The organism is Magnetococcales bacterium, from assembly GCA_015231925.1.
GTDB lineage: Bacteria > Pseudomonadota > Magnetococcia > Magnetococcales > JADGAQ01 > JADGAQ01.
On record JADGAQ010000122.1, the window covers coordinates 1 to 12,605 of the forward strand.

Here is a 12,605-nt window from a genome sequence, read left to right on the forward strand (position 1 = left end):
GGTTGAACGTCAACAGCAAAAGGAAGAGTCCCAGGGCGCTGCCCTGGACCCGTCGGGGGGGATAATCCCCCCCGAACCCCTGTATACATGAATAGATACGAAGGGCTTTCGATTGAAAACCTGGTTGGATTGACCGCGCCCCAAAAAGGATGGGGAGGGTGAGTCCCTCCCCTGGCCCCCTCCGGCGGGTCGAATGTTTAACAAAGTATTTCAGCGGTTCGGGTTTGGGCATTTCACCATTGGGCTTCGACCCGCCAAAGGCCAAGGCCAAACCTCGGGGCGCTGCCCCGAACCCCGCCGGGGGGGATAATCCCCCCCGGACCCCCGTATAACTGACCAGATAACCAGGAGGTACCCATGGCCCATCTGACCGGTTCCACCCGCAACGGCGGCAGCTGGACCCCCGCGTTTCTCGTCGGTATCAACCAGACCCGCTGCATCGGCTGCGGGCGCTGCTTCAAGGTCTGCCCGCGGCAGGTGCTGGAGCTGGTGGAACGCACCGGTACCGGGGATGAAGAGGAAGAGTCCGATTGGGAAGACGGTTTTTCCGACGACACCCGCATGGTGATGTCCATCGCCGACGCCGGGGATTGCATCGGCTGCGGGGCCTGTTCCAGGGTATGTCCCAAGAAGTGCCACCGCCATGCGGCTCTTGAACTGGCGGCCTGAAATGGTTCCCCGGGTCATCATCGACGACACCACGCTGCGGGACGGCGAACAGAGCGCCGGGGTGGCTTTCACCCTGGAGGAGCGTCTGGCCATCGCCCGCGCCCTGGACCGGGCCGGGGTGCCGGAGATGGAGATCGGCATTCCCGCCATGGGTGAGGAGGAGCGGGAGGAGATTCGCGCCGTGGCGGCGTTGGGCTTGAAAGCCGATCTGCTGCTCTGGTGCCGTCTGCGAAAGAGCGATATCGAGGCCTGTCGGGGTTTGGGGGTGCAGCGGCTCGACCTCTCCATTCCGGTGTCGGATCAGCAGATTGTCGGTAAGCTGGGCCGCGACCGGGAGTGGGTGGTGCGGCAGATTCGCCAACTGGTGCCGTTGGCGCGGGAGATGGGTTTTCAGGTCAGTTTGGGCGGGGAGGATGCCTCCCGTGCGGAGGAGGATTTTCTGTTGCGGGTGATGGAGGAGGCGCAAAGGGCGGGGGCCACCCGTTTTCGTTTTGCCGACACGCTGGGTATTTTGGAGCCTTTCGGTGTTTACGAGCGCATCAAACGGCTGGTGACGGCCAGTGATCTGGCGGTGGAGATGCATGCTCACGACGATCTGGGTCTGGCCACGGCCAACACGCTGGCGGCGGTGCGGGCCGGGGCCAGCCACGTCAACACCACGGTGAACGGCTTGGGGGAACGGGCGGGCAACGCGCCGTTGGAGGAGGTGGCGACGGGGCTGCGTTTTTTCCATCATCAGGAGAGCGGGGTCAATCTGGCGGCGCTGCCGGAGTTGTCGCGACTGGTGGAGAAGGCCTCCGGTCAGCCGGTCTCCCGGCAGAAGAGTCTGGTGGGGCGGGGGGTGTTTTGTCACGAATCGGGCATTCATGTGGACGGATTGCTCAAGGAGACGCAGAATTATCAGGGTCTCGACCCGGAGACGGTGGGGCAATGCCATCGGCTGGTGCTGGGCAAACATTCGGGGCGCAAGGCGCTGGCCTGGGTTTACGCTCATTTGGGGGTGGCTTTGGAGGAGGAGCAGACCGAACAATTGCTGGAGCGGGTGCGTCGCTACGCCAAACGGCACAAACGCCCCCCGGAGGAGGACGAACTGCTGGCGTGGTTGAAATCGACGGGACGGTAGATCATTTTCCTTTTACTTTCAATATGTTATCCTTTAACTATCAAAAAAAGGAAATGTTCTGTCCTTTGACTTTTGCCTGTTTTCTCTGGAACTTACGAAGCCGGCTAAGGATATTCCGGGAAAATTGTCTCTCTGAAATGCAAAGCCGAACGGTATACACTCGGTTTCCATCTGGAAATATCCAGGCAATTCGGGTCTGCATTGAATATCAAGCGGAGAAGAGATCATGCGTATCGGCTATCTGCGCACGGGTTTTCCGCCGGTGGCGTTACAGGGAGTCTTCGGTGACTATCTGGGCATGTTCCGCGCCATGCTGGAGCCGGTTTTGCCGGGAGTGGTCTTCGAGGTTTTCGAGGTGCAGCGGGGGCATTTGCCTGCCGGTGTCGGGGTTTGCGATGCCTGGCTGGCGTGTGGATCGGACAACTCCGTTTACGATGACGAGCCGTGGCTGCCGCCGCTGATGGGATTCATCAGGGAGGTGCATGCCGCCGGGAAACCCTATCTGGGCATCTGCTTCGGCCATCAGTTGCTGGCCCAGGCGCTGGGCGGGCGGGTGGAACGGGCGGGGTGCGGGCTGCGACTCGGGGTCCGGTCCGTTCACCTGCAGCGTAGGGCGGACTGGATGCAGCCGTTTCAGCAGACGGTGCGGCTGCATCACAGCCATCAGGACCAGGTGGTGGTCCTGCCGCCGGGCGGGGAGATTCTCGCCTCGGGCGAGCAGTGCCCTTGCGCCATGCTGGCGGTAGGGGACCATTCCCTCGGCGTCCAGGGCCACCCGGAATTCGCCCGTGACTACATGGAAGCCATCATCCCGGCCCATACGGGCCGCCAACCCGGCTCCCCCGTGCTGTTGGCACGGGAGAGCCTGGCGCAAGGCGTGGACAACGAGCTGGTGGCAGGGTGGCTCGGGCGGTTCCTCCTCAGCTCAGCCTCTGTTTGATGAGCTAGCCTGAACTGCGATCACTCGTGCAGTTGGTCGCGGTTGAAAATCAGGCGTTTCTTTGTTTTCCAGCGGAGATAGTCGGATGTTTCCCCTTTCGGAAGTTCGGCCAGTTTTGACTCGTCAACTGATTGGAATTCCGGCTGTTTATCGTGACGAGTTGCGTTTGTTGATGTATTCTTTTGATGGCTTGTGTTTTGAATCTAAGGGGGTTTTAGCGTATTTTCCATGCAAGTCAACTGTCATTATTTTATCGACTGAAGAATATGATCCGTTTTTCATTTTGTGGTCGCTGTAGGTCAGTCTGTATGAGTCGTCGATTGATATTATATGTCTATCAAATAGCTGGTGATGTGTTGAGCATAGCAATATTCCGTTAGAGGGGTGGATTTTTTGCTCCCTGGTTGCTTTAGGCCAAGGAATGATGTGTGATGCCTCCAAGGCTGCTTCAAATGAGAGGTCGCAAAAAGCGCATTTGTTTTTATATAGTTTTAGTAAAGATTTTCTGAAAACTGCTTGCTCTATACCTCTTTGTTTTGCGAGAGAATATACCTCCTTTGATTTTTCTGGGGTTTTAATCAGTTCCTCGACAAGATTGTCAATTGTTATATTGCCGGATGTACAATTAAAGGGGTTGCTAATTTGTAGCCAATCATAATCAAAGGTTAGCTTTTTCCCTTCATTGAAGCCTGCAATATCCCATGCAGAAAAACCGTTTCCTGGTTTGCCTGTTTCTTTGTTTACAGCTATTATGGTTAGTGGAGGTAGTTTGTTGTCAAGACAAAAATTTTGAATCAGATCTAGGAGCCATTGCATGCTGCGATGGTGCAGATCGAGTGCAGATGCAAGTTCTTTATATGTTATTGTTTTGTTTTTTCTTGCATATTCCACTAAAATTGGCCATGCACGGAATGCGCGTTCTTCGTGATTAATAGACATAGTCTTTCTCCGTGGGGATCATGTGGTTAAGAAAGCATGTATAAAGCTGAGATTGTCGTGTTTCTTTTGGATTCATATCCATGAAAACCACTTGAAGGTTATCAGAAAATACCCTTGATGTAAACCCTTTTAAGGAAGTCAGGGGATTCACTCATACTCTCCATCCCCCTCCAGCTTGAACACCGCGATGGACTCCTCCAGTTGCCCGGAAGCCTCCAGGAGGGTGTGGGCGATGTCGCTGATCCGGCCCGAGGTGACCACGCTGGTTTGGATGACCGCGTCCAGTCGGCTGACCGCTTCGGAGATGCGTTGGGCGCTCTCGTTCTGGCTGCCGGAGAGCTGGTCGATGCGCCGTACCTCCTCGGCGGTGCGGGTGATTTGCGGGACCAGTTCGTCGAGTACGCTGCCGGCCTGTCTGGCGGTTTCCACGGTTGAATTCATGATGCGTCCGATCTCTTCGGCGGCGTTGCGGCTGCGTTCCGCCAGCTTGCGCACCTCCCCGGCCACCACCGCGAAGCCTTTGCCCGACTCACCCGCCCTGGCTGCCTCGATGGCGGCGTTGAGGGCCAACAGGTTGGTCTGCCGGGCAATCTCCTGAATGACGCCGGTCTTTTTGCCCACCTCCGTCATGGCGTCGATGGCCTGACGCACGGTTTGCCCCCCCTCGATGGCGCTTTCCGCCGCCTGCCGGGCCACCTTTTCGGTGGATTTGGAACGCTCCACACTCTCCCAGATGCCCCGGATGATGGTCTGCATGAAGCGGGCGACCTCCTCCGAAACCGAGGAGGTGCTGCCGGTGCCCTGCTCCAGCTCTTCCCGGACCCGGGCGAATTCCCCCATGCCCTCGGAGAGAACCTGAGCCTGTAAACGCACGGTCTGAATGGTTGCGGTAAGGTTGTCGGCCATGATGTTGACGTCCCGACCGATGCGGGCGATTTCGTCCTGCTCCTTCTCGTCGAAGTGCAGTCGGGACCGCAGGTCTCCCCCGGCGATGATGCCGATAACCCCCTGCATGCGCGCCAGGGGGCGGGTCACCTGACGACGCAGAATCTCCCATAACAACACCAGAAACAGACCGATCGAAACCAGCAGCGTCGTAGCCAGCTCCCATTGGGTTTGACGAATGCGCGCTTCCGATTCCGCCAGGGAGAGGGTGAGGTGCAACATGCCCCGCACGGCGTGATCCGGTCCGTGGCAGGCGTGACACGCCTCCTTGTTGAGCAGGGGCACCCGATACTCCGCGCGGGTGACGCCGTCGGTTCCTTTGACCAGAGTGGAGACCACCCGCTTCTCCCGGACCGCCTGGGCGAACTCGGGGCTGACGGACTCGGGGTCGAAGTGGTTGAAGCCGACAAAGGCACTCTCCCCCTGAGGGGCGCTGCCCTCCTGAAAGGCCTCCTTCTCATCCAGACGCAATATGCGGAAACCCTCCACCCCCCGGATGTCCTTGAGGCTGTCGGCATACTTGCGGGCGATGTCGGAGTAGCCCCCCAGCATGATGGTTTCCAGTCCGCGCGTGGCGCTTTCGGTGAGTTGCTGGATGTTGCGGTCGTTCTGCTCCAGCAAACTGGTCTGCATGCGCTGCAGGGCCACCGCGCCCATGCCCACAAGGCTCGATGTTCCGGCGATGCCCGCCACCAGCAGCAATTTGATGCCGATGGAACGTCTGATCAGGGAGTAGTGGTGAGCCATTCGATCTCCAGTGTCCGGGTTTCGAGGGGCGGATTGGGAGCGTCAATCATCTTTATTATTATATTCTGAAATATAAACTAGTCTAACACGGTATCCGAATCTTCTTCAAGAGGTAAATAGCCCGAACGGGCTAGGCGGCGAATTTATTATAGATTTTATCTTCATGTGTGTTTTTCTTGGGCAAGGGAGGCCTTGACCGGGTGGGGCGGCTTCTCTCCGGAGGGAGTTGCCGCACCGAACGTCATGGGGGCTGCGTTCTTCGTGTGGAATAACCCCGATAAATTGACTCAGATCAACTCCGTCTGTCCAATTTTTTTCTAAACTACAAAATATAGCAGGACTATTTCCCCGAACGCTGCCCGGCAGGGAGGGGTGCGAGGGGTTGCGGAGAGCGGAATGAGCAGGATGCGGTGGATTTGGGTGGTGATGGTGCTGTGTCATCTGGCGTTGCCTGCGCAGGCGCGGGAGTTCGGCGCCTATGATCAGGCGGTGGCGCCGGCGGAGGTCTATCCGGGGGCGGATCGGTTCGAGGCCCTGAGCGGCACTCCGCCACGCGCCAGGGCCTTCAGGAACGGGGAGGCGGTGGGCTGGGTCTTCGTGGCCAGCGACATCGGTTACTCCGGCAAGCCCATCGAGATTCTGGCGGGTATCGACAACCAGGGCCTCATCACCGGGGCCAAGGTGCTGAAACATGCCGAACCCATTCTGCTGGTGGGCATTCCCGAGCAGAAGCTGTTCGATTTCGTGGCACGATTCGCGGGACGCAACCCGATCGCCGAGCAGAAGGAGGTTCACAAGGCCACGGTGGACGCCATCAGCGGCGCCACGGTGACGGCCATCGTGATCAACGACAGCCTGCGCCGGGTGGCCCTGAAGCTGTTTCAGAGCGGCAGCACTCCCGTCGAACCCCCGGCCACCCTGCTGGATCCCCCCTTTCAGGCCACGGACTGGATCGGCCTCATCGGGGAGGGCAGCGTGCGCCGTCTGCACCTGAGCCACGGGGAGGTCAACGCCGCCTTCACCAAAATGGGCATCGGCAGCGGCGAGCCCTACGTCAAGGCCTATCCGGCGGAGGAGCTGTTCATCGATCTTTACGCCGCGGTGGTGACGCCCGAGACGATCGGGCGCAACCTGCTGGGCGAGGCGGAATACGCCAACCTGAAGAACTGGCTGGCTCCCGGCCAGCAGGCGCTGCTGCTGATGGGCAACGGCGACTACTCCTTCCGGGGCAGCGGTTTCGTGCGGGGGGCCATCTTCGACCGTTTCAAGATCAATCAGGACGGGGCCAGCATCCTGTTCCGCGACCAGCAATACCGTCGCATGGCCTCTCTGGCGCCGGGAATGCCGGAATTCACCGAAATCGGCCTCTACAAGTTCCCCGTCGGCGGCTCCTTCGAGGTGACGCGGCCCTGGACCCTGGAACTCTTGACCCATCGTCCCGTCGGTCCCATCGAAAAGGCCTTCACCAGCTTCCACCTGGACTATCGCCTGCCGGAACGCTTTCTGAGCCGGCCCGCCCCCGTGGCGACCCCCGCTGCGGCGGAGGCCCCGACTCCCGGCGAAACCCCTTTGTGGGAGCGCATCTGGGCTGGACGCATGGGGGATGTGGTGGTGCTATGCGTCTCCCTGGCGGTGTTGACCCTGGTCTTCTTCTTTCAGGAGCTGCTGGTGCGGCATCCGGTACAGACCGAACGGCTGCGGCGGCTCTTCCTGCTCTTTTCGCTGGTCTGGATCGGCGGCTATGCCCAGGCCCAGTTGTCGGTGGTCAACGTTTTCACCTTCGTTCACTCCTTGATGAGCGGTTTTCGCTGGGAATTTTTCCTGCTGGAGCCGTTGATTTTCATTCTGTGGTGCGCCACGGCCATCTCGCTGATTTTTTGGGGCAGGGGGGCTTTTTGCGGCTGGCTTTGTCCTTTCGGAGCGCTGCACGAACTGAGCAACTGGGTGGCGCGCCGTTTCGGCGTTCCCCAGTGGCGGGTGCCCTTCGCCTGGCACGAACGGTTGTGGGCCATCAAGTACGTTCTGTTCATGGCACTGCTGGGGGTCTCCCTCTCCTCGGTGGCCACCGCCGAACGCCTGGCGGAAATCGAACCCTTCAAGACCGTGGTGCTGCTGCGCTTCGATCGGGAGTGGTACTACGTGGTGTATGCCCTGGCCATTCTGGGGGCGGGGCTCTTCGTGGAGCGGGTTTTCTGTCGTTACCTCTGTCCGTTGGGTGCGGCGCTGGCCATTCCGGGGCGGGTGCGCATCTTCGCCTGGCTGAAGCGTCGGCGTCAGTGCGGTGACTTGTGCAGCAACTGCAGCGAGGAGTGCCTTGTGCAGGCCATTCAGCCGAACGGGGAGATTCACCCCAACGAGTGCCTCTACTGTCTGCGTTGCCAATTCAACTACGTCAACGAGAACGTCTGCCCCACACTCATTATGAGACGTAATCGCAAAGAGAAAAAGGCTCAATCAGAGGCTATAACAAATCAGGCCTGAGGAAAATAGAGGGCATCTCCTGATGGCTGAAGTTGATTTTTATCAGCTATATTATTAGTTTAACATATAACATTACTAAAATTATATGCAAATAATTATTTATAATGTGTATATGTATAAAATAGATAATTTAAGATTTTCAAAATTTTCTATTTGTAAAGATTTTCAGAGTGTGTCATAAGATGTGTGAAATCACACACCCCGAACCCCGCCGGCGTGGCGCGGATTGGTCGTTATTTCACATAACCGATTCGGTATTCATAAGGAGCCTGAACGATGTCCCAGGAAGAGAAATCCGTGGAAAAAGCCGCTTGCCCCCTGACCCGCCGCGACCTGCTGGAAACCAGCGTCAAGGTGGCCGCCCTCGGCGGACTGGCCGGTATGGGCGGACGCGGTGTGGTGGCGGGAGCCGGCGCTCTGACCGCCGCCGGCGCCGCAAGCCTGGCCTCCGCCTCCGGCAAGGCCGATGTGCCTCCCGGGCAACTCGACGAATACTACGGCTTCTGGAGCGGTGGTCACTCCGGCGAAGTGCGCGTTCTGGGCATCCCCTCCATGCGCGAGCTGATGCGCATCCCCGTGTTCAATCGGGAGAGCGCCACGGGTTGGGGCCTGACCAACGAGAGCCTCAAGATCCTCTCCGAAGGGCTGACCCCCGAAACCAAAGAGTTCCTCAAGAAGTCGGGCCGCACCACCTACGATCACGGGGACACCCACCATCCCCGCATGTCCTACACCAACGGCTCCTACGACGGTCGTTACCTCTACATCAACGACAAGTCGAACACCCGCATCGCCCGCATCCGCATCGACATCATGAAGACCGACAAGGTGCTGGAGATCCCCAACGCCCACGCCATCCACGGCCTGCGGCTGCAGCGTTTTCCCAAGACCGGTTACGTCTTCGCCAACGGTGAAATGCGTGTGCCCCTGCCCAACGACGGGCGCGACATCAACGATCCCACCAAGTATGTCGGCATCTTCTCCGCCGTGGACGGCGAGACCATGAAGATGGCCTGGCAGGTCAAGATCAGCGGCAACCTCGACAACTGCGACGCCGATTATCAGGGCAAATACGCCATCTCCACCTGCTACAACTCGGAGGAGGGCACCGACACCGCCGCGATGACCGCCGCTCCGGCGGATCATGTGGTCATTTTCAACATCAAAGCCATCGAAGAGGCCGTCAAGGCCGGCAAGGTGGAGATGATCGGCGGCGTTCCCGTGGTGGACGGGCGCAAGGCGGCCAAGTCGGCCTTCACCCGCTACATCCCCATCGCCAACAACCCCCACGACGCCAACGCCGCTCCCGACGGCAAGCATGTGGTGGTTTCCGGCAAGCTCTCCCCCACGGTTTACGTCATCTCCTGGGATAAGGTGGATGAACTCTTCGCCGGCAAGATCGCCGAAAAGGATGTCATCATCGCCAATCCGGAGATCGGTCTGGGCCCCCTGCACACCACCTTCGACGGTCGCGGCAACGCCTACACCTCCGTCTTCCTCGACAGCCAGATCGTCAAGTGGAACATCGAGGACGCCATCAAGCAGTTCAAGGGCGAGAAGGTCAATCCGGTGCGGCAGAAGATCGACGTGCATTACCAGGTGGGCCACACCAACGCCTCCATGGCCGAATCCAAGGATGCCGACGGCAAGTGGCTGGTGGCCTTGTGCAAGTTCTCCAAGGACCGCTTCCTCAACGTCGGCCCGCTGAAGCCCGAGAACGACCAGTTGATCGACATCTCCGGCGACGAGATGAAGCTGGTGCATGACGGCCCCACCTTCGCCGAACCCCACGATGCCATCATCGTCCACAAGTCCAAGGTCAATCCGGCGGAAGTCTACAAGATGGACGATCCGATGTTCGCCGACCTGCACGCCATGGCCAAGGCCGACGGCGTCAGCCTGGGCAAGGATTCCAAGGTGGTGCGTGACGGCAACAAGGTGCGGGTCTACATGTACAGCCAGGCCCCGACCTTCAGCATGACCGAGTTTTCCATCAAGAAGGGCGACGAGGTGACCATCGTGGTCACCAACATCGACGATGTGGTTGATCTGACCCACGGTCTGACGGTGGTGGGCCACAACGTCTGCATGGAGGTCGGTCCCCAGGCGAGCGCTTCCGTGACCTTCAAGGCGGATCGGGCCGGGGTCTGGTACTATTACTGCCAGTGGTTCTGCCACGCCCTGCACATGGAAATGCAGGGTCGGATGCTGGTGGAAGCCTGATCGGCATGCGGTTTTGGCGGGAGGGTTGGGCGGTCGGGCTGTGGGGCCTGACCGCTTTTTCCCTGGGGGCGTGGGCCTCGGAGCCGATGTTGCTGGCTCCGGGGCCGACGGCGCTGGCCCAGGCGGTGGCCGCCGCCGCGCCGGGGGCGATACTGCGTCTGACGCCGGGGCGCTACGGCCCGGCGCGGCTGGACAAACCCCTGACCCTGGAGGGCCCCGCCGGGGCCGTGGTGGACGCCGGCGGTCTGGGCAGCGCCCTGACGGTGGCCGCGCCCGGCGTGGTGGTGCGCGGCTTGACCTTCCGGGGCTCGGGTATCGTGGAGACCGATCTCGATTCGGGCATCCTCGCCACCCGTGAGGCGGAAGGGCTGTTGGTCGAAAACAGCGACGTGGTCGACAACCTCTACGGGATCTCCATCCAGGGGGCCAAACGGGTGGTGGTGCGGGGCAATCGCATCGCCAACCGCAACGATCTGTGGCTCAACGACCGGGGCAACGGCATCAACATCTGGGACTCCACCGGCTCCCTCTTCGAGAACAACCGGGTGGTCGGGGGGCGGGACGGGCTCTACATCCACACCGCCCACGGCAACGCCATTCGCGGCAACCGCTTCGAGAATCTGCGCTTCGCCGTGCATTACATGTTCGCCAACCGCAACGAGGTCACGGACAACCACTCCGTGGGCAACGCCGTGGGGCTGGCCATCATGTATTCCACCGACCTCAAGGTGTTGCGCAACACCTCCGAAAACGACCGGGACCATGGCCTGATGTTCCACTCCTCCCACCGCTCGGAAGTGGCCTGGAACCGCATTCGCAACACCGCCGACAAGTGCGGCTTCGTCTACACCTCGACCCACAACAGCCTGCACGACAACCGCTTCGAGGGGTGCGAGATCGGTTTGCACTTTACCGGCGGGTCGGAGAAGAACACCCTCTACAACAATGCCTTCGTCAACAACCACACCCAGGTCAAATACACCGGCATGGTGCATTACGAGTGGTCCCGGAACGGGCGGGGCAACTATTGGAGCGACAACCCGGCCTTCGATCTCAACGGGGACGGTCTCGCCGACACGGCCTATCGGCCCAATACCCTGGTGGATCGGGTGATCTGGCAATATCCTCTGGCCAAGCTGCTGCTGTCGAGTCCGGTGATGGAGACCCTGCGTTTTGCCCAGAGTCGCTTCCCGGCCCTCGATCCGGGTGGCGTGGTGGACAGTTGGCCCTTGATGAAGCCTGCGGAGTGAGTGGTGAACCCTGCCTTGTCCGTTGAAGCGGTGATCAAACGCTATCCCCGACACGAAGCCCTCTCCGGGCTGAGTTTCGCCGTGGCTCCCGGAACCTGCATGGCGCTGCTGGGCCACAACGGGGCGGGCAAAACCACCCTGATGAAGCTGCTGCTGGGGTTGACCCGTCCCACGGCGGGGCAGGTGCGCACCCTCGGCCTCGATCCGGCCACGGCCCCGCTGGCCTTCCGTCGGGAGATCGGCTTTCTGCCGGAGAACGTCATCTTCCACGACGAACTGAGCGGAACCGATACCCTGCACTATTACGCCCGCCTCAAAGGCAGTCCCTTGCCACAGTGCGCGGAGCTGTTGGAGCGGGTGGGGCTTTCCGAGGCCGCCGGGCGACGGGTGAAGACCTATTCCAAGGGCATGCGTCAGCGGCTGGGGCTGGCCCAGGCGCTGTTGGGCCAACCCCGCCTGCTGCTGCTCGACGAACCGACCACGGGGCTCGATCCCATTCTGCGGCAGGAGTTCTTCCGCATCATTCAGGAGTTGCGCACCCAGGGCACCACCATTCTGCTCTCCTCCCATGTGCTGACGGAGCTGGAGGCCCGCACCGATCAGGTGGCCATTCTGCGACAGGGCAAACTGGCCGCCTTCGGCACGTTGGACGAATTGCGCAGTCAGGCCGATCTGCGGGTGCGCATGCGGGTGGCCACCAACCGGTCGGCGGGGGAGGTGGTCCGGGATCTGGACGGCTTGACGCCGGTGCCGCTGGACGATCAGACCCTGGAGGTGCTGTGCCGGGTGGAGGAGAAGATGGCGGTGTTGCGTCATCTGGCCCGGTTGGGCGAGGTGGTGCTGGATGTGGAGATCCACCTGCCGACTCTGGACGATGTCTATCTCCATTTCGGCCATCAGCCTGCGGAGGAGTCGCCATGAACCCCGTGTGGGTTGTCGCCGCCAAGGAGGTCAAGGACGCCTTGCGCAACCGCTGGATCGTCAGCGCCACCCTGCTGCTGGCGGGATTGGCCTTCGGCCTGGCCTTTCTGGGCAGCACCCCCACCGGGGCGCTGGGGGCCAAACCCCTGGCGGTGGTGGTGGTGAGCCTGGCCAGTCTGACCATCTTTCTGCTGCCGCTGATCGCCCTGCTGCTCTCCTACGATGCCTTGGTGGGGGAGATGGAGCGGGGCACGCTGCTGTTGCTGCTCACCTATCCGGTGACCAAGGGGCAGGTGATTCTGGGCAAGTTTCTGGGGCATACCGTGGTGCTGGGGCTGGCCACGGTGGTGGGTTACGGGGCGGCGGG

10 protein-coding genes are annotated in these 12,605 nt (G+C 60.5%); 8 read left to right on the forward strand and 2 right to left on the reverse strand.

From position 1 onward, the window contains the following. Window positions 1–357: 357 nt before the first annotated feature. The 3 genes from fdxB to HQL56_13125 all read left to right on the forward strand — a co-directional run bounded on the left by fdxB (window position 358) and on the right by HQL56_13125 (window position 2,732). Window positions 358–669 carry a ferredoxin III, nif-specific gene (fdxB, locus tag HQL56_13115; protein ID MBF0310459.1) on the forward strand — a complete coding sequence of 104 codons (312 nt, stop codon included), beginning with the start codon at window positions 358–360 and terminating at the stop codon, window positions 667–669. Window position 670: 1 nt separating this feature from the next. After that, a complete protein-coding gene (gene nifV, locus HQL56_13120; protein MBF0310460.1) occupies window positions 671–1,792 on the forward strand; it encodes a homocitrate synthase in 1,122 nt (373 codons plus the stop codon). Window positions 1,793–2,018: 226 nt separating this feature from the next. Beyond that, entirely contained in the window at window positions 2,019–2,732 is a 714-nt protein-coding gene (locus HQL56_13125) for a type 1 glutamine amidotransferase (protein MBF0310461.1), read from the forward strand. A 147-nt stretch (window positions 2,733–2,879) separates the two neighbouring features. On the opposite strand, the gene HQL56_13130 is transcribed toward HQL56_13125, so the two are convergent. Together HQL56_13130 and HQL56_13135 are read right to left on the reverse strand one after the other, a co-directional pair. Further along, window positions 2,880–3,671 (reverse strand): HNH endonuclease, encoded by a 792-nt coding sequence (locus tag HQL56_13130; GenBank protein ID MBF0310462.1) that lies wholly within the window; start codon window positions 3,669–3,671, stop codon window positions 2,880–2,882. Between the two features lie 147 nt (window positions 3,672–3,818). After that, window positions 3,819–5,363, reverse strand: a complete 1,545-nt coding sequence (locus HQL56_13135; GenBank protein ID MBF0310463.1) for a methyl-accepting chemotaxis protein — start codon at window positions 5,361–5,363, stop codon at window positions 3,819–3,821. 405 nt (window positions 5,364–5,768) lie between these two features. Here HQL56_13135 and HQL56_13140 point away from each other — a divergent pair, with 405 nt between their 5' ends. The 5 genes from HQL56_13140 to HQL56_13160 all read left to right on the forward strand — a co-directional run. Beyond that, entirely contained in the window at window positions 5,769–7,844 is a 2,076-nt protein-coding gene (locus HQL56_13140) for a regulatory protein NosR (protein MBF0310464.1), read from the forward strand. A 276-nt stretch (window positions 7,845–8,120) separates the two neighbouring features. Continuing rightward, window positions 8,121–10,067 carry a TAT-dependent nitrous-oxide reductase gene (gene nosZ / locus HQL56_13145; GenBank protein MBF0310465.1) on the forward strand — a complete coding sequence of 649 codons (1,947 nt, stop codon included), beginning with the start codon at window positions 8,121–8,123 and terminating at the stop codon, window positions 10,065–10,067. Between the two features lie 86 nt (window positions 10,068–10,153). Then, on the forward strand, window positions 10,154–11,317 hold the full coding sequence (locus HQL56_13150) for a nitrous oxide reductase family maturation protein NosD (GenBank protein ID MBF0310466.1): 1,164 nt from the start codon (window positions 10,154–10,156) through the stop codon (window positions 11,315–11,317). Window positions 11,318–11,347: 30 nt separating this feature from the next. Next, on the forward strand, window positions 11,348–12,238 hold the full coding sequence (locus tag HQL56_13155) for an ABC transporter ATP-binding protein (protein ID MBF0310467.1): 891 nt from the start codon (window positions 11,348–11,350) through the stop codon (window positions 12,236–12,238). Further along, window positions 12,235–12,605 (forward strand): ABC transporter permease subunit (locus tag HQL56_13160; protein ID MBF0310468.1); only part of this gene is annotated, 371 nt, incomplete at its 3' end. The genes HQL56_13155 and HQL56_13160, both read left to right, overlap by 4 nt.

What these genes read in the sequence shown, in the direction of transcription:
- HQL56_13135 (MBF0310463.1), bottom strand. Translation starts at nt 5,363, where the DNA reads ATGGCTCACCACTACTCCCTGATCAGACGTTCCATCGGCATCAAATTG.
- nosZ (MBF0310465.1), top strand. Translation starts at nt 8,121, where the DNA reads ATGTCCCAGGAAGAGAAATCCGTGGAAAAAGCCGCTTGCCCCCTGACC.
- HQL56_13150 (MBF0310466.1), top strand. Translation starts at nt 10,154, where the DNA reads ATGTTGCTGGCTCCGGGGCCGACGGCGCTGGCCCAGGCGGTGGCCGCC.
- fdxB (MBF0310459.1), top strand. Translation starts at nt 358, where the DNA reads ATGGCCCATCTGACCGGTTCCACCCGCAACGGCGGCAGCTGGACCCCC.
- nifV (MBF0310460.1), top strand. Translation starts at nt 671, where the DNA reads ATGGTTCCCCGGGTCATCATCGACGACACCACGCTGCGGGACGGCGAA.
- HQL56_13130 (MBF0310462.1), bottom strand. Translation starts at nt 3,671, where the DNA reads ATGTCTATTAATCACGAAGAACGCGCATTCCGTGCATGGCCAATTTTA.
- HQL56_13125 (MBF0310461.1), top strand. Translation starts at nt 2,019, where the DNA reads ATGCGTATCGGCTATCTGCGCACGGGTTTTCCGCCGGTGGCGTTACAG.
- HQL56_13140 (MBF0310464.1), top strand. Translation starts at nt 5,769, where the DNA reads ATGCGGTGGATTTGGGTGGTGATGGTGCTGTGTCATCTGGCGTTGCCT.